Annotated in this window: 17 protein-coding genes, 1 pseudogene and 1 riboswitch; of the genes and pseudogenes, 14 read left to right on the plus strand and 4 right to left on the minus strand. The window is 60.5% G+C overall.

The genetic code is table 11. From position 1 onward, the window contains the following. The first annotated feature begins 124 nt into the window (after window positions 1–124). The 9 genes and pseudogenes from FHT08_RS17205 to FHT08_RS17245 all read left to right on the plus strand — a co-directional run bounded on the left by FHT08_RS17205 (window position 125) and on the right by FHT08_RS17245 (window position 10,014). Complete coding sequence (locus FHT08_RS17205) at window positions 125–448, plus strand: hypothetical protein (protein WP_166776004.1); 324 nt, start codon at window positions 125–127, stop codon at window positions 446–448. Between the two features lie 114 nt (window positions 449–562). Next, window positions 563–883, plus strand: a complete 321-nt coding sequence (locus FHT08_RS17210) for a hypothetical protein (RefSeq protein WP_102581237.1) — start codon at window positions 563–565, stop codon at window positions 881–883. Between the two features lie 105 nt (window positions 884–988). After that, window positions 989–5,257, plus strand: a complete 4,269-nt coding sequence (locus FHT08_RS20095; RefSeq protein WP_243849080.1) for an RHS repeat domain-containing protein — start codon at window positions 989–991, stop codon at window positions 5,255–5,257. Between the two features lie 459 nt (window positions 5,258–5,716). Next, entirely contained in the window at window positions 5,717–6,589 is an 873-nt protein-coding gene (locus tag FHT08_RS17220; RefSeq protein WP_166776005.1) for an RHS repeat-associated core domain-containing protein, read from the plus strand. Window positions 6,590–6,592: 3 nt separating this feature from the next. After that, complete coding sequence (locus FHT08_RS17225; protein WP_166776007.1) at window positions 6,593–7,027, plus strand: DUF4279 domain-containing protein; 435 nt, start codon at window positions 6,593–6,595, stop codon at window positions 7,025–7,027. Between the two features lie 101 nt (window positions 7,028–7,128). After that, window positions 7,129–8,300: pseudogene (locus FHT08_RS17230) on the plus strand (IS3 family transposase). 611 nt (window positions 8,301–8,911) lie between these two features. Further along, a complete protein-coding gene (locus FHT08_RS17235) occupies window positions 8,912–9,346 on the plus strand; it encodes a hypothetical protein (RefSeq protein ID WP_166776008.1) in 435 nt (144 codons plus the stop codon). Window positions 9,347–9,356: 10 nt separating this feature from the next. After that, window positions 9,357–9,806 carry a 3-dehydroquinate dehydratase gene (locus tag FHT08_RS17240; protein ID WP_046345097.1) on the plus strand — a complete coding sequence of 150 codons (450 nt, stop codon included), beginning with the start codon at window positions 9,357–9,359 and terminating at the stop codon, window positions 9,804–9,806. After that, complete coding sequence (locus FHT08_RS17245; RefSeq protein WP_016903869.1) at window positions 9,787–10,014, plus strand: hypothetical protein; 228 nt, start codon at window positions 9,787–9,789, stop codon at window positions 10,012–10,014. The genes FHT08_RS17240 and FHT08_RS17245 overlap by 20 nt, the downstream gene beginning before the upstream one ends. Window positions 10,015–10,104: 90 nt before the next feature. Here the strand turns inward: FHT08_RS17245 and FHT08_RS17250 are convergent, their stop codons facing one another. Continuing rightward, window positions 10,105–11,835, minus strand: coding sequence for a PQQ-binding-like beta-propeller repeat protein (locus tag FHT08_RS17250; protein WP_166776010.1), 1,731 nt, complete (start codon window positions 11,833–11,835; stop codon window positions 10,105–10,107). Between the two features lie 564 nt (window positions 11,836–12,399). After that, window positions 12,400–12,984: a gluconokinase gene (locus tag FHT08_RS17255; protein ID WP_166776012.1), complete on the minus strand. Its 585-nt coding sequence runs from the start codon at window positions 12,982–12,984 to the stop codon at window positions 12,400–12,402. Between the two features lie 158 nt (window positions 12,985–13,142). Between FHT08_RS17255 and FHT08_RS17260 the strand changes: the two genes are divergently transcribed. From FHT08_RS17260 to FHT08_RS17275, 3 genes are all read left to right on the plus strand, one after another. After that, window positions 13,143–14,525: an MFS transporter gene (locus FHT08_RS17260; protein ID WP_166776014.1), complete on the plus strand. Its 1,383-nt coding sequence runs from the start codon at window positions 13,143–13,145 to the stop codon at window positions 14,523–14,525. A gap of 113 nt (window positions 14,526–14,638) precedes the next feature. Then, on the plus strand, window positions 14,639–16,942 hold the full coding sequence (locus FHT08_RS17265) for an NdvB protein (protein WP_243849087.1): 2,304 nt from the start codon (window positions 14,639–14,641) through the stop codon (window positions 16,940–16,942). 921 nt (window positions 16,943–17,863) lie between these two features. Next, entirely contained in the window at window positions 17,864–21,313 is a 3,450-nt protein-coding gene (locus FHT08_RS17275) for a PAS domain-containing hybrid sensor histidine kinase/response regulator (RefSeq protein ID WP_166776017.1), read from the plus strand. A 96-nt stretch (window positions 21,314–21,409) separates the two neighbouring features. Here the strand turns inward: FHT08_RS17275 and FHT08_RS17280 are convergent, their stop codons facing one another. Beyond that, entirely contained in the window at window positions 21,410–21,994 is a 585-nt protein-coding gene (locus tag FHT08_RS17280) for a manganese efflux pump MntP family protein (protein WP_104537915.1), read from the minus strand. Between the two features lie 12 nt (window positions 21,995–22,006). Beyond that, window positions 22,007–22,169, minus strand: a riboswitch (yybP-ykoY riboswitch). A gap of 592 nt (window positions 22,170–22,761) precedes the next feature. Then, window positions 22,762–23,511, minus strand: a complete 750-nt coding sequence (locus FHT08_RS17285; RefSeq protein ID WP_104537598.1) for a helix-turn-helix domain-containing protein — start codon at window positions 23,509–23,511, stop codon at window positions 22,762–22,764. A 180-nt stretch (window positions 23,512–23,691) separates the two neighbouring features. Here FHT08_RS17285 and fucP point away from each other — a divergent pair, with 180 nt between their 5' ends. Both fucP and FHT08_RS17295 read left to right on the plus strand, forming a co-directional pair. Then, on the plus strand, window positions 23,692–24,996 hold the full coding sequence (gene fucP, locus FHT08_RS17290; RefSeq protein WP_104537599.1) for an L-fucose:H+ symporter permease: 1,305 nt from the start codon (window positions 23,692–23,694) through the stop codon (window positions 24,994–24,996). Continuing rightward, window positions 24,993–25,361 carry an L-fucose mutarotase gene (locus FHT08_RS17295; protein WP_166776018.1) on the plus strand — a complete coding sequence of 123 codons (369 nt, stop codon included), beginning with the start codon at window positions 24,993–24,995 and terminating at the stop codon, window positions 25,359–25,361. The genes fucP and FHT08_RS17295 overlap by 4 nt, the downstream gene beginning before the upstream one ends. Window positions 25,362–25,612: the final 251 nt, after the last annotated feature.

The following is a 25,612-nucleotide window of genomic DNA, read 5'->3' on the forward strand; positions in this document are numbered from 1 at the left end:
AGGTACCAGGGGAACGTAACTACTAACTAGCCTGCGCACATGCGTGGCGCTATTTGTGGCCGTTGATATCGTTTTATAGCTGATAGCAAGGGAAGCTAAGGTGCATCTCGGTAAAAGGTCGTGCTTGCAGTACTTGCTGGCGCTAATGGCGTCATTGTCTGGTGCGACGATGGCCGCCGAGGGAACTGGCCCCGGAAAAACCACTTACGTAGAGAATGGCTGGTATGGCGAGGGCATCGCTCTACATCATTCCACTGCGTCGATCACAGGTTGCAGCGCTGGTCCAAACGACTTCGTTATTGATCGCAACCATGCGGCATACCAAGAGCTGCTTGCCATGGCTCTGACAGCGTATACGCGTGATCTTGATGTGCAGCTGATTGTAGAAAAAGGCGACTGTGGATTTGGTGGGCGCACTAAAATAATGGCGATACGGTCGAGTAAATAGAAGTTGCCGCCTTTGACTACTGTTTAAAAAACTAGTGATCTCATGCTTGCCGCTCAAGCGATGATCATGCGGGTATGTAATCTGACATCAATTCTTTACAATTCAGGTGGATAAGTGAGAAAGAGTCTCTATCCTATTGTTCTGTTTGGTCTGGCAATAGCTTGTGGTAAGGCGGATGCACTTCAGTACATTTCAGGTCAAGTGACATCCATTGAAGCGAGTTATATGCCTTCGCAAATTCCCTTTGTATTGAATTCAGGAAATGCCGCTTGTCCTGCAGGAAAGCCAGTGTATTGGGCAAATCCAAGTATAGATAACAACAAAGCTATTTATGCTGCACTGGTAACTTCGCTGACCACAGGGAAGAAAATAACTTTCATCATTGACGATGACGACAAATTGTGCAAAGGAAAGTTCTTATACCTTGAGAACTGAGCGACCAAACACGTCATGACACAATTCAAGCTGTGCTGAATTCACGCAATGAGGCGGGGGGCTCCATTGATATTAGCGCTAGAATTCTCGAATTTAATAATAACAATGGAAGTGTGCCACTTTTTCAAGAAGTGCATTGCTCGTGTTATCGAATTACCTAAGAATCAGAGGGTTTCTATGTTGGGTCTAAGATCAAAAAGCATTGCTGCACTGCTGATGGCTATGTCGGCAGCGCCGTTGTGGGCACAAATAGTTACTCCTGAGTCCGAGTTCGATAAGCGTGTACGTAGCTCTCAGTCAGTTCAACCACTTGGCGATAAGCCGTTTGGTGAGCTCATCGACCTCTACACGGGCGCAGTCTCATTTAGGCAGGTAGACATAGTTCAAGAAGGACAAGGTCTTCCCATCGAGCTTTCCAGAACGTTAGAAATTAACGATCGCAGTTTTTTCACAACTGATTCGCGTGCTTTTACCGACTGGCGCCTGGAAGTGCCGCGAATCGAAACAATAATTGCCGAAAGATTCAACCTAAAATGCGTGAACATTTCGGGCGCGCCAACTATTGTTTTGAACAGTAGTGCCTCGTCCAGTCCGATCTTTTATCCCCCTGAACAGTGGTGGGGAGGCTATCAGCTAGTCATACCTGGAAGTGGCCGCCAAGATTTATTAAAGCGCGATGTATCTAACGGCTTGGCACCGCAAGCTATGAATGTAGACGGCGCTGCAGTCGATTTTCCGATTCTGACAAAAAGTCAATGGATGATCGGTTGCCTGCAGAAAACCTCTAATGGTTTGGCTGGAGGCGATGGATTCTTTGTGGTCTCTCCAGAGGGTACAAAATACTGGATGGATTGGGCAGTTACTAAGCGATACGACAACGTAGGCTTTGCTCAGCCAAACTTTGGTGGTGTTGCACGTAGTGTAGCGATGCGACTCGTATCCAAGATAGAGGACAGGTTCGGAAACTCGCTTAACTATCAATACAATGCTGACGGGAATTTGACGAGAATAATCGCGAGTGACGGGCGAGTTCTCTCTATAAACTACGAACCATGGTCCCAGCAGTGGGCATCCGGCACAACTGAATCTGGTAATCGCATCACGTCGACTGTGCTGCAAACTTCAGATAGCGCACCTAGAACGTGGTCGTATCAGTATGGCGTACTTGCAGACACGCGTACACATCTAGTTGGGCTGACACAGCCCGATGGCTCGTCATGGGCATTTGACCTCGGAGGATTTAGTCGAGCGGGGGAATATTCGGCTATTACTTATCCAACTGACAACGGATGCTCTTTTGTCACCAAGCCAAGCACAGCTACCGCCACAGGAACCATACGCCACCCTTCGGGGCTAACAGGCGTCTTTACAGTGGGCTCGACAATCAGAGGTCGTTCTTACGTCCCTTATCTTTGTGATAATTCGTTCAATCGTAGAACGCTCGTTCATCCCAATGTCTATGGCGCTCGGACACTTGCAAAGAAAGAATTTTATGGCCCGGGAGTTGCGTCTCGGGTATGGTCCTATGCGTACTCGCCTCCAAACAATAGCTGGAGTAAGGATTGCAATGCCGGTTGCGCTTCTACAGTCTGGACCGACGTTATAGATCCTATGGGGAGCGCAACGCGCTATACCTATAGCAACAGATTTGACGTGAGCGAAAGTCAATTGCTGAAATCCGAGCAGTTCTCAGGAGCTGTCGGCACGAACCTGATTAAAACTCAGCAAATTTCATATGCCTCCGCTACGAATGGACCGTGGCCGGCTCGTTACGGAGCAACTTTTGCAAATAATTTAAATTCAGATCAAATGACACGTGTCTCCCCACTCAGCTCAAGAGTGATAGGTCAGGACGGTACGGCATATACATATTCGGTGCGCGGTTACGACGCTTTTGCAAGGCCGACCACGGTTGCGAGGTATACCCCTTGGCATGGCCGAACTGATGTCACGGCATATTATGACAACACTCAGAAATGGATACTTGGCCAAGAAGCAAGCTCTACGAATAGCGACACCGGTTTAGTAGAGCGGCAAATCTCTTATAATGGTAATGCCCAGCCAGTCTCCATTACGGAATTCGGAAAACTAAAGCAAACCATTGGCTATAGCGGTGATGGAAATATTGCTTATGTTACGGATGCTAATAACAATTCCACTACGCTTGGTTCCTGGAAGAGGGGAGTGCCACAATCTATTCGCTTCATGGACGGAACCGCAATTTCCGCAAGCGTCAATGACAATGGTTGGATAACGTCAGTGACTGACCAGAATGGTTACACGACTAATTATAGCTATGACGCGATGGGGCGCCTGGCTACAACCGCGTATCCTACGAACGACAGCTTGGCATGGAATGCAACTGTGCAATCCTTCGAGCAAATAGGTGCTTCGGAGTACGATATCGCGCCGGGTCATTGGCGCCAAACGGTAGTTACCGGAAACGCTCGAAAGATCACGTACTTCGATGCGATGCTGAAGCCGCTAATTACGCGTGAGTACGATGCGGCAAATGAGACTGGGACGCAGCGGTTTCAGCGTTTTTCATATGACACGGTAGGTCAGTTGATATTTTCTTCCTACCCGGGAAGTAATAGCTCGCTGAGTACGGGCTATCGAAACGGCTACGATGTTCTAGGAAGAATCACTTCATCATCTCAGGACTCTGAGCTTGGTCGACTAAATACAATCACTAGCTATCTCGCTGGCAATCAGACCAGTGTTGCTAATCCACGCGGCCAGGTCACTGTGACGGGCTATCAGGTCTTCGACCAGCCGGCTTATGAAAAGCCTGTTTGGATCCAGCATCCTGAAGGAACTTACACCGATATTGCGCGGGATCTGTTTGGCAAACCAACATCGATCACCCGACGCAACGCTAGCTCCTCTCAAGTGCTGACGCGTAGTTACGTCTACAACGCGAACCAAGAGCTCTGCCGTTCAGTGGAGCCTGAGACGGGCGCCACGTTGATGGGATACGACCCTGTCGGAAACATGAAATGGTCAGCTGCCGGATTGCCGTCAGATACTGGGTGCGACCAGAATGGCTCAAACGGAACGATCGCGGCGCGTCGAGTAGATCGAACCTATGATTCTCGCAACCGTTTAAGCGCCTTGCTCTTCCCTGATGGAAACGGAAATCAGCGCTGGACGTACTGGCCGGATGGCTTGGTCAAGCAAATCACGACGATCAACAGCGGCGTAGCCAATTACAACAGCTATACCTATAACAGGCGTCGTCTTCTTGTTGGAGAGAGCCAAGCGCAGGCTGATGGAGAAACCTGGGCGATCAGCTCGATCTACAATGCAAACGGTCACCTAGCGATGCAACGTTATCCAACCGGTATGACTGTTGACTACGCGCCAAACGCGTTGGGTCAAGCCCTGCAGGCCGGGAGCTACGCGACAGGTGCTAGCTATTATCCAAACGGAGCGCTTCGGCAGTTTACATATGGAAATGGCATTGTTCACAATATGGTGCAGAATGCACGACAGCTGCCCGACACTAGCGAAGATGCTTTTGGTGGCAATGTCGTATTAAGTGATGGCTATGACTATGACGCAAACGGTAATGTTGCAGCCATAACAGACGGGGCGACTGGCCGCAATCAGCGCGGTAACCGAACGATGACATATGACGGGCTGGATCGTTTGAGATCTACCGTATCTCCAATGTTCGGCACCGCGGAGTATCGCTACGACGCACTGGATAATCTGACCTACGTTAAAGCACCTGGACGCGAGCATTTCTATTGCTACGATCCGTATTGGCATCTCACCAATATTAAGATTAACGAGTGCTCCGGAAGCACCGTTGTCGGTCTTGCATACGATCTGCAGGGTAATCTCACCAACAAGAATGGGCAGGGGTACGTTTTCGACTTCGGGAATCGCTTGCGTGAGGCAATAAATAAAGAAAGCTATCGGTACGACGGCAACGGTAGGCGTACCCAGGCAACACAATCGAGCGGCACCGTAGGGTCGATGTATGATCAATCTGGCGTTTTACGCTTTCAGAAGAATCAACGCCGTTCCAAAATGACAGAATATGTTTTGTTGGGTGGCAGCAACGTGGCGGAAGTCGAGTGGTCATTTGGACAAGCGCCAGCGATGAAAGACGCTCTAACCTGGACTGCAAGCCCAGGGAGCGTGCGCTATGTGGTTGAGGAAAGTATCGACGGGCTGACCTGGACTTCCGTTTACGAGGGCGATCAAACCACGTGGACTTCGCTGTCCCGTCCCTCAGGAACGTATTCGTATCGTGTGCTTGCCTGTACGCAGGGCGGTATGTGCAGTGCTTTGTCCGGCGTTTCGCATGTCAAGCGTTCTGTGGCAGATATCGTCCCGCTGCTCTATCAGCTTCTGCTCAATTGACTAGCGCGAAATTTGAATTTAGAAAGCACTAAAGCTCCAATGAGTGCATTTCAAATGCAGAAGCAGTCTATATAGATAAGAGGCGATGACATGATTTTTTTTCTGGTTGGTCTGCTGGTAGTGCTCATTTTTTCGACGTCTCAAGCGCCAGCGAACGAGTGGACACGAGATGTAGACGTAACTCAGCTAAAAGCATATCAAGAGACAACACACCATTTTTTTGGTTTGTATTCTTATCGCAGGAATGCAGAGCCGTCCGAAAATTCGTTTGACAATGCTAAGTCGAAAGTTAAGTCATCGATGCGTTACTAGTATCTGCACTGGTAAATAAGCTGAAGGTAGATTGCCACGCTGCTGGTTGTGAAATAATTGAGGTTTATCTCAGGTGAATAAATTCTATTTCTGACCAAAAACTCTAACCATCGAGTAATGTATTTTTAAGCTATAAGGGTGGCATGGATGAGTAGAATCAAAAAACTATTTGCTAGTTTGTTACTGGCAACTGCTCTGGTGACGGTGAACTTAGGATTCTGCTGGAGCGTCTCGGCGCAGACTGTTCGTTATGTGCACACCGATGGTATAGGCTCTGTTACCGTTCTGACAGATGCAAACCGCAATATTACTGAGTGGCGAGAATATGAGCCCTATGGAGCAAGCCTGGGAGGGACTGTAGATGGCGTTGGCTACACCGGACATCCAATGGACTCAGCGACCGGGCTAACGTATATGCAACAGAGATATTATGACGCGGAAGTCGGAAGGTTTCTATCGGTGGATCCTATTCAAGCCTATGGCAGCCCGATAAGAGCTTTCAACCGATATTGGTACGCTGACAATAACCCGTACAGTTTTACTGATCCAGATGGTAGAGAATCAACAAAAATTCGAGACATGGAACGAGTTACGGCTGTCGCGCCTGCCCCCCAGCCTGTACAACTACCAGCTGTACTAACACTGGGAGCCGTCCTGGTGGAAAGAACAGCTCCGGCTGCTGTGAGCTGGGTTTCGCCGATTGCGGGCTCAATAGTATTAACACCAGTACTATTTTTCGCTTCACCCGATGCCTGCGGTGGAGCACGATGTGGTGAGCTGAGCTGGCAAGAATCTCGTCGGCATCCGCCGGGCTACTGGCCTGCGGATCGAGGTTCTGAGGAGTGGGGACGCCGCAGGGGAATTGGGGCAATCGAGGGAAGGCGAATATTTCATGGGATAAAGCAAAATGATAAAGGTCAGGGCGGAGGTAAAGGACTAGACAATTATGGGGTAAATCCCGACACCGGCGATGTAGTGAATCCCGAGGGTGAGGTTATCGGTAACTTGGAGAGTGGTTAAGATATGATCAAAAATGAATATTCTATAGAAGTTGCTCTTTACCTCAAAGGTGATGAGCTTGAACCAAGCGTGGTGACTGAGATGTTGGGTGTTGAACCAACTAAGTCCCATGCGAAAGGAAAGTCTTGGCTAACTTCTAGTGGCAAGGAGGTTGTTGAAAAAACAGGGCTTTGGAAGTTATCTTTGCAAGGCGCAGGGGAAGAGTGTTCAGAGATTATTCAAAGAATATGCGGGGTTGTTGCTAAAAATTCGATTTCATGCTTTGAAATTCCTGGCGTGAGTTATGCTTTTCTAGATATATTTTTTGCGAAATATTCAGATGATTTCGGTGGTGGGACATGTGAACTATTTGCGGACGCATCTACTATCCGCTCTTTAGCGGAGGTGAGCCTTCCGATCCAGATGACATTTGCGGTCGTTCCGACGTCCGCGGTCTGAGTGGGGGCGGGTTTAGAGTCCATGGTTTGTCAGCCTCACGTAAAATTGATCCAGCCATAACTTCAGGTCTCCGATTACATTAGTCCCCAAGGAGAACAACGATGCGCAAGAGCAAGGTTACCGATGACCAGATCGTCGCCACACTGAAGCAGGTTGGGAGGGGGGGGCCAAGTCAAGGATGTATGCCGTGAGCTGAATTTCCGACGCGACGTACTACGTCCGGAAGTCAAGTACGGAGGCACGGAGGCTGCTGATGTGCAACGTCTTCGCGAGCTGAAGACCGAGCACGTCAAGCTCAAGCGCATGTATGCCGAGCTTGCGGTGGGAACGATGCTTTGAAGGATTTAATCGCAAAAAAGCTGTAGACCCGGCGCACAAGCGCCCGCTTCTTGCCTGGTTCGTCGAGCAGCATGGCTGGAGCGAGCGCCGCGACTGTTCAGTGGTTGGCGTGGCTCAGGCGTGGCTCACTCGACAGCGCGCTATCGGTGTCGTCCCGATCGCGACCAAGAAGCCATTGCGCTGTTGTCCGAGTTGGCCGAGCGCCTTCCTGGGCGTGGTTTTGGAGAGCTGTTTCAGACCATCCGTTGTCGCGGACATGTGTGGAACAACCGGAGCGTTTGGCATGTGCACTGCCTGATGGAGCTCAATCATTGTCGTCGCAGCAAGCGCCGGATACTGATGCGCCAATCACAGCCCCTGGCATGCGGTGATCGACCCAAGGCTGGATGGTCGATCGATTTCATGTCCGATGCGCTATGGGACGGTCGACGGTTCCGCACGTTCAGTGTCATCGACGATTTCAGTCGGGAAGCCTTGGCGATCGAAGTGGACTTGAATCTGCCGGCTGCACGCGTCATCCGAACATCGGAACGCATCGCGGCCTGGCGCGGCAATCTGAACAGGCTTTGTCTGGACGAAGGACCTTAATTTGTCGCGCTGACTTGGTTGAGTGGGCTGAGCGCAAAAGCATTGCATTGAGTTTCATCGGGCCGAGGTGTTCGATGCAAAACGGCTTCATCGAACGTTCCAACGACAGCTACCGACGCGGCGTACTAGAAATGCACATTTTTACCGCACCATGAGCGAAGTCCGCGATCAGACCTGACATTAGCTGGCCGACTACAACCAACAGATCTCGCACGACAGCTTGGGCGGGCTAACGCCCGCCGAGTTCCGTGATCCATATCTCCGCAGACCTCTAAATTTAAGCTGGCACTATTTATTGGGGAGTCCGCACTTGGTGTTTAAGTCTTCACTCATTCAGCTACAGTGAAGGCCTTAATTTGCATTGAAGTTCCGTTGCAACCGTCCACGTAAATTTCTACCGTATTCTTGCTTTGCAGAGATGTTAGTGCCATAGAAAGAATCTCTTTGTACATCAATGCGTTGGGTGTAATCATGAAACGATTTCCACCGCCGCAGCCTGTTCCCGCAGGTAGCGGGCCTTCAGTGACTACGTATATGGCTTCTCCTCCCCATCCAGTGGCTATGTTCTTTATCTTCTGTCCCCCGAGTGAGTAGGCCGCGAAGCATTGGGAGCTTGCCAACATCAAAGTTAGAAAAAATAGTCTACGGATCATAAAAATACCGAAGTAAGGTGAGTGAATTAATTCAAGCTGCGTTGTTCAATGCGCTGCCGGTCCTGTACTTACAGATCCGGTGACTGGAATAATTGTTTCTTATCGCCCCTGTTTCCCCAATTCGAACCTATACGCCCCACGTCTAGGTTGCCACAGTGTGAGAACAGGTTCCAGTTGTGTTTGGTACTGCGCGTGGAAAATAGTACGCATTCTTTATGCCCGACCACTAATCCGCAAATAGCCCCTTTATGCCCTGCGCGCCTACCTTGGCACTCCCGCACTGTGGTGCGCTGAGTCGAACACGATGTGTATCCTGATTTTGCAAGGTCCGCAGGCCGATCCGGCGCAGGTGGCGCCGATGCAGCTGCCTGAGTGTGCCGGACGTGCGTTGCGCACGCTGGCGTGTGCCGATGTCGATGGCTTGATCGCCGGCTTACAGGCCGCCGGTGGCGATGCCGAGGTGGAGCTGGTGTTGCTGGATTCGGGTGATCTGGCGCCGTCGGAGCGTGCGCAGGTGCATGCGAGCGCATTGCGTGCTGCACTGGATGCGCTGTCTGCGCCGTATATCGAGCTGCACACCGATGCCGACCAGGAACTGGAGCCGTGGCTGCATCCGCAGCATGCGCCGCTGGCGGTGGTGATTACGCCGCACGATGCGCCGCGCGCCTATGCGATGTCATTGGGTATTGCGGCGCGTTGTCTGCCGTCGCTATGCGCGCCCTTGCGCGCTGCTGCCTGAGGAGGCCGCCATGTCGATCATGATCGTGCGTGGGCCGGAGGCGGCAATGCCGCTGGTGCGTGGGCCGCAGCCGTTGCCGCGGGCCGTCATTCGGCAGCTCGTGCAATGTGCCGGCGACGCGGGCAAGACGGTGGCCTTGCGTGCCTGTGGGTCGGAGCAGGAGCTGCTGGATGCCTTGCGTGTGGCCGGGCAGGCGCGGATGGAAATCGCGTTGATCGATCCGGGTAGCTGCGTGGACAGTGCGCGCCTGCACCGTGTGCTCAGCGCGTTGCCGTATCCGTTCGTGGAAGCTCACGACGATAGCGTAGACCGTCCGGAGCGTTGCCTGCCGGAGGGATTCGGGCAACGCATTGCGACGGTGCGCGGTTACTGCGCGCAGAGCTATCTGCTCGGGCTGGAAATCGCGCTTGAACATCTGGGCTGCACGGAGATCCAGGGCGATGTCCACGTCGGTACCTGAGCTGCGCCAGCTGCATTACTTCGCCGATTACGAGGGCTATTGCGACGGTCGGCCGGTGCTGTGGGGGCAACTGGCCCATAGCGTGGACGTGCCTGCCGATGGCGTGCTGGATGCCGCCGGGCTGGTCACCGCGTTGCGCCGCCGTGCGGCGGAGGCGCATGGGCTGGAAGCGGGGCAGATCCGCTTGTGCCAGGTCACGCGGCTGTAGCGGCGTGACACACAACGACGCCACCCGAAGGTGGCGCCGTCGTTCTGCCGTGATTGTGCGTCGCTCGACGCAGATCACATGGGTTGACGCTTACTTGGCCGGGCTGGCCTCCGGCACGAACTTGGTCAGCTGGTTGGCCGTTGCGGCAGTGCCGAAGTTGAAGCGGCCGTAGCCTGCGCCCCAGTACAGCGCACCGTCCACGATGGCCGGCGAGCTGATCACCGAGCCGGTGGCGTCGTGGTTCCACAGCGTGGCGCCGGTGTCGGTATCCAGGGCGACCATATTGCCGGCCATCGAACCGGCGTAGAGCAGGTTCGGCGACACCGTCAGCGAGCCTTGACCGCCGGCCGGCACGTTCGGATTCACGCGGTTGATGCCGGGCACCTTGACCTGCCACTTGATCCTGCCGGTGGCGGCATCCAGCGCTGCCCACGAGCCGCCGTTGTGGCTCTGGGTGTTTGCTGGCCCCAGCGTATAGGTAGCGTTGGAGCTGTTGTTGATGGCCACATAGACCTGCGACTTGTACGGATCGAACGCAGTGCCCCACTCGACGCCGCCAGTGGTGCCGCCGGGGCCGACCTGGGTCGACCACACCTTGGCACCGGTCTTGGCGTCGAAGGCCCAGTAGATGCCGCTCTTCTGCCCTGCGCCGACCAGCTGCTGCGCCTTGCCGTCGCGCCACACGGTGAACAGCTGCACGCCGGCACCGCCGAAGTCGTAATCGGGCCCGGTCAGGTTGGTTGCCTGGGTGTTCGGGCACAGGCCATTGGTGGGCGCCACGATGCACGACAGGTTCCAGGCATCGTAGCCCTGTGCACGGTCGGCCCAGACCAGCTTGCCGGTGTCCAGATTCAGCGAGACCACCGAGTCGACGTAGTTGTCCGGCGCCATGCACGCCAGTTCGTCCTGCACGGTGAGTTCGCTGCCGCGGTAGGAGCGCGCGTTGGAGACGCAGTTACCCACGCTGGCGGGAATGTTGTAGTTGTTGCCGGTGCCGAAATACAGACGGCGGCTGATCGGGTCGATCGCCACCTGGCCCCACACCGATGCGCCGGTATAGCCCTCGGGCACGTTATAGAACTGCCACACCTTCTTGCCGGTGTTCAGATCCAGCGCCACCACGCTGCCCCGGAAACTGAAGGTGTGGGTCGGGTCGAGGTTGCCCCAGTCGCCGGAGGACACGGGTACGTAAACGCGGTTGCCGTAGATGACCGGCGAAGAGGTGATGCGCGCCTGCGGGTTGGCTTCGGCGGTGGTCTTCCACAGCAGCTTGCCGGTCTTCTTGTCGATGGCCAGCACGGTGCCGGCGGCCTGGTCGCCGACGATGATGCTGTTGGCGCTGATGGCCGGGGTGTTGCGCGTCACCGAGTTGGCATTGCCGGTGTAGTCGGACAGCTTGGCCTGCCAGTTCGGCTTGCCGGTCTGGGTGTCGACGCTATACAGCGTGCCGCCCCAGTCCGGCACGTACAGCGTTCCACCTTCCACGCTCGGCGTGGCCGAGATGTCGCCGGTGGTGGTCAGGGTCCAGGCCGGCTTGAGCGTGCTGGCAGTGGTGCGATTGATCTTCCACTCGCCCGGCGCGAAGCGCTGGTTCAAGTAGCCGCCACCGGCGGTGGTCCAGCTGCTGGGGCTGGCGAACGGCAGTTGATTGCCGAAGCTGCGCCAGATCTGGCCGGAGCGTGCGAAAGCCTGGGTATCCAGCGACGATACCGACTGTTGTGCGGTTGCGGGGCCGGCCTGGGCAAAGGCCACTGCGCTGGCAAGCAGGCAGGGAACGAGCGTCAAACTGCGAAATCGCAAGCGGCGAATTGAATATGTCATCACGGCATGTCCATAGATGGAAGGAAGCGCTGGATCCCCCCAGATCTGCCGAGTGAAGATGGCCGATTGTGGCGACCGTGCAACACAGCAAGGTCGCCGCATTCATTCAGCGGTCGGGTCCGCTCGCATCTGGTGCCACCAGCTCGAAAAAATTGCGTTCAGCACGCTCGTTATTCGCACAAATGGTGATGATTCACCGTCGATGGCGCCATTGCGATAGAAAAAATGATTGGTCGCGGCGTGTGTGTATTTGCCAGCAAATCAATGGTCTGCAAAAAGTAACCAGGAAATGTTGCGCTACCTTGTGAGGTTGGCCACTGTGTTGAACAGAGCGCCTCACCCCGCGGGGCGAGAAGGCACGGTTTGCGCGCCACTGGCGCGCGTGCCTTGGAGCGCCCGCGTCGCAAACGCGGGCCGGGGCGCGGAGCGGGGGTTGGGGTGAGGGCAAAGCCTCTGTGTCGTCAAAATGCACGAGGCTTCGCACGTACCCTCATCCGCCCCTTCGGGGCACCTTCTCCCGGAGAGAGAAGGGAATAGGCATGTACGGCTACGTTATCTGGCGCGTCATGCGCTTTGAGGCGAGTTCTCGGCTATATGCACTGCAGCGGGACCGATCAGCGCCAACTGCGCGATCGCATCCTGCACCACCTCCGCCACCGTGGCGTCCACATCCACCGACACCACATCGGCTTCGTCCAACGGCAATTCCAGGGTCTGCAACTGGCTATCCAGCAGGCTTGGCGGCATGAAGTGGCCGGCGCGTGCGCTCAGGCGTGCGGCGATGACATGCGGGGCCGCGTGCAGGAACACGAAGCGGATCGGAATGCCGCTGCGGCGCAGCAATTGACGGTGCGTGCCGCGCAAGCCCGAGAATGCGAGTACCACCGACTCGCCGGCCTCTACGCAGTCGCGCAGGGTGGCGGCCAGCAACTCCACCCACGGCAGACGCATCGCATCGGTGAGTGGCTGGCCTGCAGCCATCTGTGCGCGCGCGGCCACGCTGTGGTAGTCGTCGGCATCCAGAAAGCGGTATCCGTAATGCGCTGCCAGGGCCTGTGCGATGGTGGTCTTGCCGCTGCCGGAAACGCCCATCACCACGATGGCCACGGGTGAAGCGGACGCGGGTGTAGCGGGGGAGGCGGTGTCCATCACGTCAGGTTATATCTCCGGATCGATTCGGCATTCTGCCGGATTTCACGTTGGCGGCAGCCGATGCGTGGTGTAGCGTCGGCGCTCCTCGCCAGGTGCGCGGGCCGCCCAGCGTAACGGCGCGCTCGGCCGGGTTCAACGCACTCCAAGGTCTGCCGATGACGTCATCGCCTGCAAGGTCTCCTGCATCGGCGCGCCTGCGCTGGCGCGAAAAGCTGGGCTACGGCGCCGGCGATCTGGGCCTGAATCTGTACTGGGCCAACATCTCCGCATTCCTGTTGATCTTCTACACCGACACCATGCATCTGCCGGCAGCGGCGGTGGGCACGATGATCCTGTTGACCAAGATCGCCGATGCGATCGCCGATCCGGCGATGGGTGCACTGGCCGATCGCACGCGCAGCCGCTGGGGCAAATTCCGTCCGTATCTGTTGTGGGGCGCCGTGCCGATGGCGGTGACCGGCGTGCTCGCCTACACCACGCCGGCGCTGGATCAGAACGGGCGCATGTGGTGGGCCACGATCAGCTTCCTGGTGATGATGCTGGCCTACACGGTGGTGAGCATTCCGTACTCGGCATTGTCCGGCGTGATCACTGCCGACAGCAGCCAGCGCACCAGCTTGATCAGCCTGCGCTTCATCGCCGCGTTCGCCGGCACCACGTTGGTGAATTACTGCACCCTGGATCTGGTGGCCTGGTTCGGCGCCGGCAACGATGCGCTGGGCTGGCAGCGCACCATGATGCTGTACGGCGCGGTGGCGGTGGCGCTGTTCGTCACCGTGGCGCTGACCACGCGCGAGCGCGTACAGCCACCGCCGCAACAGCGCACGCCGATCCGCCGGGATATCGCCGACCTGCTGCAGAACAAGCCGTGGTGCGTGCTGTTCGTGCTGTCGCTGATCATCATGATCACCATTGTCATGCGCGGTGGGGCGGGCGTGTATTACCTCAAGTACTACGTGCAGCGGACGGACCTGACCGGGCTGTTTCTGGGCGGCTATTCGGTGTCGCTGGCAGTGGGCGCGGCGATCACGCCGTTGCTGACACGGCATTGGGACAAGCGCCAGTTGATGACCGCGCTGATGGCGGTGGTGGGCGTGTTGAGTTGCCTGATGTTTTTCATTCCTGCCGATGCGGTGTGGGCGATCTTTGCGCTGAACATGCTGATCGGGCTGGCATTGGGGCCGAAGTCGCCGCTGGCATTTTCGATGTATGCCGACAGCGCCGACTACACCGAATGGCGCACCGGCCGGCGCGCCACCGCGATGACCTTCGCCGCCGCGACCTTCTCGCAAAAGCTCGGTGGCGCGCTGGCGTCGGCCGGCATTGCCTGGGTGCTGGCGGGCATGGGCTATGTGGCCAACAGTGCGCAGTCGGCGGGGTCGTTGACCGGCATCGTGCTGCTGCTGACGGTGATCCCTGGCGCGGTGGCGCTGCTGGCAGCCTGGACCATGCGTTTCTATCGACTCGATGATGGCTTGTTGCGCCGCATCCAACACGAACTGGCCGCGCGCAAGCGCGACGAACAGGAGCACCGTTGACCGTGTCTGCACTCTCCCACGCCGATTCCAGTTCCACGTCCAACGACGATCTTTCCGCGTTGCTCGCGCCCAGCGCCGACGGCACGCGCTATGCGCTCTACAGCCCCACCGCGATGCCGAACGCGGGCGGGTTCTTGTGGAACCGCCGCATGATGCTGCAGCTGACCTGCCGTGGTTACGCCACCGGGCAGTTCATGCAGCCGGAACCGGCCAAATACGCGCATGCGCCGCTGCTGGAAGCGCGCAACTTCATGATGCCTGAGCAGCCGTACTACGCGCATCATCCCGGGCGCTTCTTCTATCTCAAGGACGAAGACAGCGGCGCGTTGTATTCGGTGCCGCACGAGCCGGTGCGCGCAACGCCGGAACAGTTCGAGTTCTCGGCGGGCAAGCACGATGTGCGCTGGCGGGTGCGCCACGACGGCATCGTGGTGGACCTGTGCGTGGCGTTGCCCACCGACGATGCGGTGGAGCTGTGGGAATGCCGCGTGCATAACCAGTCCGGGCGTACCCGCCGGCTCAGCCTGTACCCCTACTTTCCGATCGGCTACATGTCGTGGATGCATCAGGGCGGCGCTTACGAGCCGGCGCTGGGCGGCATCGTCTGCCGTAGCGTGGCGCCGTACCAGAAGGTGGACGACTATTTCCGTCAGCGCGATTTCAAGGACTGCACCTTCCTGCTGCACGAGCAGCCGCCGGTGGCCTGGGATGCGCAGCAGATGGCCTTCGAAGGCGAGGGCGGCCTGCATGCGCCCTCGGCCATCCAGGCCGAGCAGCTGGGCAACAGCGATGCGCACTACGAGAACCCGGCCGCCGCGTTGCAGTATCGGCTGACGCTGGACGCCGATGCGGCACGCGTCTATCGCTTCGCGTTCGGGCCGGCCCGGGACGACGCAGAAATCGCCGCGCTGCGTGCGCGTTATCTGTCCGAAGCCGGCTTTGCCGCCGCCGCGCGCGATTACGCGCAGTATCTGCAGGGCGGGCAGGGCTGTGCACAGATCGCCACGCCCGATCCGGCCCTGGACAACCTGGTCAATCATTGGTTGCCGCGGCAGGTGTTCTATCACGGCGACGTCAATCGCCTGACCACCGATCCGCAGACGCGCAACTATCTGCAGGACCACATGGGCATGGCCTACCTGCAGCCTGCCACCGCACGCGCGGCGTTGTTGCACGCACTCTCGCAGCAGGAGCCCAGCGGTGCGATGCCGGACGGCATCCTGCTGGTGGAAGGCGCCGAGCTGAAATACATCAACCAGGTGCCGCATACCGATCACTGCGTGTGGTTGCCGATCTTCCTGAGCGCCTATGTGGCCGAAACCGGCGATGCCAGCGTGCTCGATGCGGTGGTCCGCACGCACGATGGACAGGCGCTCAGCGTGGCCGAGCGACTGGATGCGGCGATGCAGTGGCTGCTGGACGCGCGCGATGCACGTGGCTTGAGTTTCATCGCACAGGGCGATTGGTGCGACCCGATGAACATGGTCGGCTGGCGCAGCAAGGGCGTCTCCGGCTGGCTTACCGTGGCCACCGCGTATGCGCTGCGGCTGTGGTCGGGCATCTGTGCAGCGCATGGACGAAGCGCGCAGGCGGACACGTTTGCGCAGGCCGTACAGGCGATCAACGCCGATGCCAACCGCGAGCTGTGGGACGGCAACTGGTATGCGCGCGGCATCACCGACGATGGCGTGCGTTTCGGTATCGCCGAGGATGTGGAGGGACGCATCTATCTCAATCCGCAGAGCTTTGCGCTGCTGGCCGGCACCGCCGATAGCGCGCAGCGCGCAGCCTTGCTGGAGGCGGTGCGCGAGCAGCTGCATACGCCGTACGGCCCGGTGATGCTGGCCCCGGCCTATACGCGGATGCGCGATGACGTGGGCCGGTTGACGCAGAAGTGGCCGGGCGCTGCGGAAAACGGCGCGGTCTACAACCACGCGGCGGCGTTCTACCTGTACAGCCTGTACCAGATCGGCGAAGCCGACCGCGCCTGGGAGATCCTGCGCGCGCTGCTGCCCGGCCCCACCCGCGAGGACGTGCTGCAGCGTGGTCACCTGCCGGTGTCGTTGCCCAACTACTACCGCGGTGCCTGGCACCAGTACCCGCGCACGGCCGGGCGTTCCAGCCAGCTGTTCAACACCGGCACGGTGGCCTGGGTGTATCGCTGCGTGCTGGAAGGTCTGTTCGGCCTGGTCGGCGAAGGCGATGCATTGGCGATCCGCCCGCAGCTGCCCTCGCACTGGCCGCAGGCGCGGGCGACGCGTCAGTTCCGCGGTGCGCAGTTCGAGGTGACGCTGACGCGTGAACCGGGGCGTCGCGACATCGAGGTACTGGTGGACGGCGAAGCCAGCCCGGATCAGCGCGTTTACGACATCGCGGCTGGCCGCACCTATCAGGTGCAGGTGCGCCTGCCTGGCTAGGGGAGGATGACAAGCCGTAGCGCCGGTCTGGTGGTGAGCGCCGCGGCAGCATCAGCGCCTCGTCTTGTTGGATGCAGTCAAACGCCTGGCTGGCCGGAGGGCGCGGTGCCCTCACCGCTTGCAGGACACGTCGTGAATCCGTCCACGGAGGCCCCTTGGCGGCATCCATGCCGCCAAGGGGCCTGCAATCGGCGAGGACACGGCACCAGGAAGTTGGTCGGCCGTTTGGTGAAAACTGCTTGTTGCAAGCCTTGCGCTGGCTCGCTGAAAGTTTTGTAGGTTGCCTGCTGAAAATCTGGCGTTTGTCAGGCGCGACGGATGATTCGCACGCATCACGACTCGAACAACGGTGCGTCACGCTCTGCTTGCAACCACATACCGACCATCTCGACTGGTCCTTGCCCGCTCACCGTCGCGGGACCTTACGCGGCATGGATGCCGCGTAAGAGCCTACATGGACGTCCTTGCGGCGTGTCCTGCGATGGTGGGCGGGCAAGGGCCCTGCAATCAGGCCCCAGATCAGCCGCTCTGCAGCCCAGCCGCAGCCCAGCCGCCCAGCAGCGAAGGCCCAGATCATCCGCTCTGCATAGACAGCCCGAAGGCGTTTTATCAGCCGCTCCAAGAGCGACACACAAAACGGCTGGGCGCACTATCAGGCGGGCACAGCCGTCGTCCGGCGCGGCATCCACCACACGCTCTACGCCACCTACGCCACTGACCGCACAGAACCCCCGCGTTTTCGATGCACCTTTTCCCACTCGAGCTGCGCCAAGGGTCAAGCCGTGTCCCGCTGTCGCGATTCCCGATTCCCGATTCCCGATTCCCGATTCCCGATTCCCGATTCCCCAATCCCCAATCCCCAATCCCCAATCCCCACTGCGTAAACTCCCAGGCTCGCGAAGCGCCGCCTAGGAACGCCCCTTGGTATCAAGCTGGATCCTGCTGCTGGTTTCCGTCGGCTATGCCGCGCTGCTGTTCGGCGTGGCGTGGTGGGGCGACCGCCGCCCGCTGTATCCGGAGCGGCCTTGGCTGCGGCCGGCGGTCTACAGCCTGGCGCTGGCGGTGTACTGCTCGTCGTGGACCTTCTACGGCGCGGTCGGCTCGGCGGTGCGCAACGGCATCGGCTATCTGCCGATCTACCTGGGCCCGCTGCTGTTGCTGCTGTTCGGCTGGCGCATCATCGAGCGGCTGGCGCTGATCGCACGCGCCGAAAACACCGTCTCCATCGCCGACTTCATTTCTTCGCGCTATGGCCGCTCGCGGCGGCTGGCGGCGTTGGTGGCGGTGATCGCGCTGGTCGGCATCGTTCCGTATCTGGCGCTGCAGTACAAGGCAGTGGCAATGAGCCTGGAGGTGCTGACCGGGCATAGCAGCGCCGGGCGCGGCATCTTTGCCGATCCGGCGTTGTACGTGGCGCTGCTGATGGCCTTGTTTGCGACCTTGTTCGGCACCCGCCAGGTCGATGCCACCGAACATCACCGCGGCATGATGCTGGCGATCGCGCTGGAGTCGGTGATCAAGTTGGTCGCCATCGTCGCAGTGGGCCTGTTCGCCTGGGTGTGGCTGAGCGATCACCAGATGCCCATCGCCGACTCGGCGCGCACCTTGTTCGAGCACACCCCGTCGATGGGGTTCATTTCGCAAACCTTGCTGAGCTTTCTGGCGGTGATCTGCCTGCCGCGCCAGTTCCATGTGGCGGTGGTGGAATGCAGCGACGTGGGCGATATCCGTCGCGCGCGCTGGTGGTTCGGCGCCTATCTGGTGATCATCTCGGCGATGGTCGTGCCGATCGCATCGGCCGGCATGGCCCTGTTCGGCAAGGGCAGCACGGTGGTCGACGACGCGGTGGTGCTGGCGCTGCCGCTGAGTCAGGGCAATACCGTGCTGGCATTGGTGGCCTATGTGGGCGGGTTTTCCGCCGCCACCGGCATGGTGATCGTGGCCAGCATCGCGTTGGCCACCATGATCAGCAACGACCTGGTGATGCCGGTGCTGCTGCGCCGCCGTGGCAGCGCCGATGCGCGCGCGGCAGTGGCGTCGCGGGTGTTGTGGATCCGTCGCGTCGCCATCCTGTTGCTGGCGTTGATCGCCTACGGCTACCACCGCAGCGTGGCCAACGACACCACCTTGGCGGCCTACGGCCTGATGGCCTTTGCGGCAGTGGCGCAGTTCGCCCCCGGCGTGATCGGCGGGCTGTACTGGCGCGGGGCCAGCCGCAGGGGCGTGGAGACCGGCATGGTGCTGGGCTTCATGACCTGGATCTACACGCTGCTGCTGCCGGCTGCCACGCGCGCAGGATGGATGCAGCCGGACTGGCTGGTGGACGGGCCGTTCGGCATCGCCTGGTTGCAGCCGCAGCAGCTGTTCGGCATGCGTGGCTGGGACCCGCTGGCGCACGGCACGTTCTGGTCGCTGCTGATCAATGTCGGCGCAATGATGCTGGTTTCCGCACGCTGGCGCCCCGGGGTGGACGAACGCCTGCGCGCCGCCCCATTCCTGGACCCGTACGCACAGCGTCCGGCGGTGGCCGGCGACTGGCCCGGGCATGTGCGCGTTGCCGACCTGCAGGCCCTGGCCGAGCGCGTGGTGGGCGAGCGGCATGCGCACCGCGCCTTCGTCGACCAGGCGGCGCTGCTGGAGCGCGAGCTGCAACCCAGCGTGGTAGCCGATCGCGCCTGGGTGCAGTTCACCGAACGCCTGCTGGCCGCCTCGATCGGTGCGGCCTCCGCACGCCTGGTGCTGACCAGCCTGTTGCGCGGCTCGGGCATGGACCTGGGCGAGGTGGTGGCGGTGCTGGACGAGGCCGGCCAGGAGCTGCGCTTCAATCGCGAAATCCTGTCCACCACGCTGGAAAACATCAGCGCGGCGGTCAGCGTGGTCGACCCGGAAATGCGCCTGACCGCCTGGAACCGCCGCTATCAGCAGCTGTTCGGCTATCCGGACGGGATGCTGTATGTCGGCCGCCCGGTGGCGGATCTGATCCGCTACAACGCCGAGCGCGGCGAGCTGGGCGAGGGCGATATCGAAGATCAGATCGATCGCCGTATCCGTCACATGCGCGCCGGCTCGCCGCATGTGTTCGAGCGCACCCGCAGCGACGGCAAGGTGATCGAGATGCGCGGCCAGGCGCTGCCCGGCGGCGGTTATGTCACCAGCTACAACGACATCACCGACTACAAGCGCGCCGAACGCGCGCTGCTGGACGCCAACGAGAACCTGGAACAGCGCGTGGCCGACCGCTCGCGCGAGGCCGAGCTGGCGCAGCAATCCAAGACGCGCTTTCTGGCTGCGATCAGCCACGACGTGTTGCAGCCGCTCAATGCCGCGCGGCTGTTCGCCTCGGCCCTGCGCGAGAGCCATCAGAACAACGAGGAGCAACGCCACCTGGCCGAGCGCGTGGATGCCTCGCTGCGCGCGGCCGAGGAATTGCTCGATGGCCTGCTCGACGTCTCGCGGCTGGACGCCGGCGGCCTGCGGCCCACGGTCGAGGATTTCGATGCCAGCGCGTTGATGCACGAACTGGCCGCGCAATATGCGCCGGTGGCGTCCAGCCGCGGCCTGCAGCTGCAGGTGCATTGCCGCCCGTTGTGGGTGCGCAGCGACCGCCGCCTGCTGCGCCGGGTGATGCAGAACTTCCTCGCCAATGCGCTGCGCTACACGCGCCAGGGCCGCATCGTGCTGGGCATGCGCGGCCGCGGCGACCAGGTGGAGCTGCAGGTATGGGATACCGGCCCGGGCATTCCCGAGCACCACATGCGGCAGATCTTCGAAGAATTCCGCCGCTATCAGCAGCCGTTCGACTGGGGCGAGCAGGGCCTGGGGCTGGGCCTGTCGATCTGCCAGCGCATCTCGCGCCTGCTTGACCACGACCTGAGCGCGCGCAGCCAGGTCGGCCGCGGCAGCATGTTTTCGATCCTGCTGCCACGTGTGGCGGCAGTCCCGCTGCCGCCGGCAAGGCCGGTGGCCGTTGCGCGCGCGCTGCCCAGCGGCGATTCGCTGGCGGGCCTGCGCGTGCTGTGCGTGGACAACGACCGCGAAATCCTCGACGGCATGCGCGCGCTGCTCGGTCGCTGGCAGGTGGAGGTGATCACCGCCAGCACGGTGGATCAGGCGCTGGAACGCGCGCGCGAACAACCGGACCTGATGCTGGTCGATTACCACCTGCACGACCGGCTCGATGGCCTGGACACGCTGGATGCGCTGCAGGCCGTCGCCACCGCACCGATTGCCGGCGCCCTGCTCACCGCCGATGGTCGCGACGAACTCAAGCAACTGGCGCGTGCGCGTGGCTATCGCCTGCTGACCAAACCGGTGAAGCCGGCCTCGCTACGCGCGTTCCTGAGTGCGCATCACGATGCGAAAACGCGCTGACCGGTGCGACTGCAGCGTAGGAGCGTGCCTGCGCGCGATTGGGCATTACCGATAACGCTCCGTCGCGCGCAGGCACGCTCCTACGAGGGGAGGTGCTTACGCTGCGCCGCTCAGGTGTTCGTAGAGGATGACGCTGCCGACGATCACCAGGATCAAGCCGCCGAGGATCTCGGCGCGCTTGCCGATCAGGTTGCCGAGCACGCGGCCCAGCATGACGCCTGCAGTAACCATGCTGAAGGTGCACAGCCCGACCACCACCGCCACCACGCCGATATGTACGTCCAGAAACGCCAGGCTCACGCCGACCGCCATCGCATCGATGCTGGTGGCAAAACCGGTGGTGGCCAGGGCCAGCAAACCATGCCGTTTCGGCGTCTCGGACGTTGCTTCTTCAGCGTCGTCCGCATCGTGTCGCAGCCCGGCCACGATCATGTGCGTGCCCAGCGCACCGAGCAGCACGAACGCGATCCAGTGGTCGTAGTCGGACACATAACTGGACGCGGCGCGCCCCAGCAGCCAGCCGATCACCGGGGTGATCGCCTCGATGCAGCCGAAGATCAAGCCGGCGCGTAGCGCATCGCGCCACTGTGGCTTGCGCATCGCCGCGCCCTTGCCGATCGCCGCGGCAAACGCATCGGTCGACATCGCGAAACCGATCAAAACAATGGAAAAAGGGGACATCGGCATTCTCGGGTTGGGCACGGTCACAACGACATGCGCCCGCGCCAACCGTCGTCGTGCACGCATGCCGTTGGTCTCGCCAAACCGGAACTGGTTGCCTGCACCACGGCGCAACGGCCGAGTATGTTGATGCAGGCGCTCCCGACGATGCGAAAGCAGGCTACTCCCCAAGGGGCGCGCAGTGTACCAACGCATGGCCGCTTCCGGTGCGTCTGCGCTGCACGCGAAGGTCGGCCTGATCTTTATAGCCATGGCTATTGCGACCAGGGGTGAGGCGGTTTTTTGCCTTGTTTTCAGGCGTGAGAGCTAGGAAGGCATGTCCACGCAACGGCGCGATGCGGCGCCCGATAGCCTTGGCTATAGCGACGAACGGTCTGCATGCCGGTGAAGCAGGCAGCGGAAAACGCAGGGAAAGCCGCTGATGTGGGGTGTGCTGCAAGCAGCGCGAGAGGGGAACGTCATGTCTGGATGCGCGTGCATGCGCCAGCGCCTGCTTCGTGCTGTCTTTCAGGACGTCGTGCCGGAGTGCAGCGATCGGCAACCATGCCGCGATCTCCATGGCGTCTCGATTTGCACGGCTTGCGGGTACTGGCGAAGCGGTTGGGATGGAGTGCGATGGCCAGGCTGCCATCGCAGCACTGCGGAAACAGCGCGTAGCGCCCCACGCACGGGGTCGGCCGCGCTGCGGGAGGAACGCAGAAGTCAGCCTTTGGACGCGCGCGACAGCAGACACCGGCACCAACGCAGATTCCCGGCGCGTGCCGCGGCTACATCAACGCGGCGGAGATCTCCGCCGTCGCCGCACACAGGGCCTGCAAGGCCGCGTGCGGGCCGACCAGCTCCGGGCGACGTGCGATGAACGGCACGGTGAGCGTATAGCTCGCACTGCCGCGTTGCAGGATCGGTGCGGTCAGGTCGACCACGCCCACCACCGCTTCGCTGGGCTGCATGGCGTAGCCATCGTTGCGCGCCTGCGCCGCGGCCGCCAGGAACTGCGCACGCTCGAACGGCACCTCGCCGGCGTCGAGCATGTCCAGCCAGCGCGCCTGCACCTCCGGCTGCTGGAACGCGAACAGCACCAGCCCGGAGCTGGAATGGGTCAGCGGCCGGCGATGGCCCGGGCGCACCACCAGGCCCAGGTCGCTGGGCACGTCCATCTGCGCGATCACCACGATCTGGTCGCCGGACGGCGCCACCAGGTGGCAGGGCTGATAGATCGCATCGGCCAGCCGCCGCATCACCGGCAATGCCGCTTCGCTGATGCTTTGCACCTGCGGCTGCTGCATGCCGAGCATGAACAGCCGATTGGTCAGCACGTAGTCGCCCTCGCCGTCGCGGGTGAGATAGCCGCGCTCCTCCAGCACCTGCAGCATGCGGAAGATCTCCCCGCGCGAGCGCCCGATGCCCTGCGAGATCGCGCCCATGCTCATCGGCTGCGCCTGGCGGGCAAGCAGCTCGAGAATGTCCAGACCCTTGTCAAGGGCAGGGGCGCGGTACTTGGCGGGTTCGGTGCTCATCCGTTTGCGGCTCCAGGCAAGGCTGCGGCGCGCCAGCGTACAGGCATCGCGGGCAGCGGTGAGATATGGCGCTTGCGTGCAAATATAAACAAAGATTTTATATTTGCATGGCGCTGGCGTGCGCAGTACGCTCGCCGCACAGCAACGCAAGCGCCACAGCCTTGGGAGGGGATCGGTCGCATGCATCACAGTGACATTGCCGCGTCGCCGCGCGGCAACCTGGCGCGTACCGCCATGGTTCCCCTGTTGTTGATCGTCAGCCTGTTCTTCTTGTGGGGCATGGCCAACAACCTCAACGACATCCTGATCAAGCAGTTCAAGAAGGCCTTCGAGCTGACCGATCTGCAGGCAGGGCTGGTCCAGAGCGCGTTCTACCTGGGCTATTTCGTGTTCGCGATGCCGGCGGCGATGTTCATGCGCCGCTACAGCTACAAGGCGGCCGTGGTGCTGGGCCTGCTGCTGTATGCCTGCGGCGCGTTCCTGTTCTATCCGGCCGCGCAGGTGCACACCTACTGGCTGTTCCTGCTGGCCTTGTTCGTCATCGCCAGCGGCCTGGCGTTCCTGGAAACCACCGCCAACCCGCTGGTGACCGTGCTCGGCCCGGCAGAAGGCGCGGCGCGGCGCTTGAACCTGGCCCAGGCATTCAACCCGTTGGGCTCGATCACCGGCGTGCTGGTCGGCCAGCACTTCATTTTCTCCGGGGTGGAACACACCCCGGCCGAGCTGGCGGCGATGACGCCGGCCGCGCGCGCTGCGTTCTTCGCCACCGAATCGGCGGCAGTGCAGACGCCGTACCTGGTGATCGGCGTGGTGGTGGTGCTGTGGGCGATCCTGATCGCGCTGGTGCGCTTTCCCACCGGCGATGCCGGCGTGGGCGAGGCTGCGCCCAGGCGTGCACGCTTCGGCGAGTTGCTGCGCAACCGGCTGTTCGTGTTTTCGGTGGTGGCGCAGTTCTTCTACGTGGGCGCGCAGGTCGGTATCTGGAGCTATCTGATCCGTTACCTGCAGGACGCGGTGCCGGGCACGCCGGAAAAAACCGCCGCCACCTACCTCACCATCTCGCTGGTGCTGTTCATGGCCGGCCGCTTCATCGGCACCGCGCTGTTGCGCTACCTGGCGCCGGCCAGATTGCTGGCGAGTTTTGCCACGATCAATCTGGTGTTGTGCGCCGTTGCCATCGCGTTGCCGGGGTGGACCGGGTTGTACGCGCTGGTGGCTGCAAGCGTGTTCATGTCGGTGATGTTTCCGACCATCTTTGCGCTGGGCCTGGATGGCATGCACGACGATGCGCGCAAGCTGGGCTCGTCGTTGCTGGTGATGTCCATCATCGGTGGCGCGCTGCTCACGGCGGTGATGGGCGCGGTGTCGGACATGGCCGGTATCCACTGGGCGATGGTGGTGCCGGGCGGCTGCTTTGCGGTGATCCTGCTGTTCGCGTTGCGCGCACGCCGCGCTGCGCCGGTAGTTGCAGGAGCGGGCGCATGAGCACGCGGCGTCTGTGCTACGTGCTGGATCTGCACGACGACCCGCAGTTGATCGCCGAGTACGAGCGTTGGCATCGGCCCGGCGAGGTCTGGCCGGAAGTGGTGGCCTCGTTGCAGCAGGCCGGCATCGAGGAGCTGGAGATCTTTCGCAGCGGCGACCGCCTGGTGATGCTGATGCAGGTCGGCGACGACTACGATCCGGCAGCCAAGGCGGCGCGGGATGCGGCCGATCCGCGCATCCAGGCCTGGGAAGACTTGATGTGGCGGTTTCAAAAGCCGTTGCCTGGCAGTGCGCCGGGAGAGAAGTGGCGCGAGGCCGGGCGGATTTTTGCCTTGAGTGCGGCGGTTGAAGCGGCGCAGGGTTAGGGTGTTGCCCTGAGTTTTTTGCGGATGTGGTGCATCCGCAGTGGGGCGTTGGTCTTGGGTATCTTTGCTGCTGCGCTGGCGCCGAGCATTAAAGCAGGGTGTCTTTGCAGGCACATCGTGAGTGGCGCTGCGCTGCGTAGCGAAGGCGTGACAGCTGCATCGCATATGCCCCAACCAGAAGCGGCCTCGGTCGCGATCAGGCATCGGGAAAGCCCGTCGCGGCTTGAGCCGCTCCTACAGATTCTGCGATC

The sequence above is a fragment of the Xanthomonas sp. CFBP 8151 genome, assembly GCF_011761885.1.
In the GTDB taxonomy this organism is placed as follows: Bacteria; Pseudomonadota; Gammaproteobacteria; order Xanthomonadales; family Xanthomonadaceae; genus Xanthomonas; species Xanthomonas arboricola_B.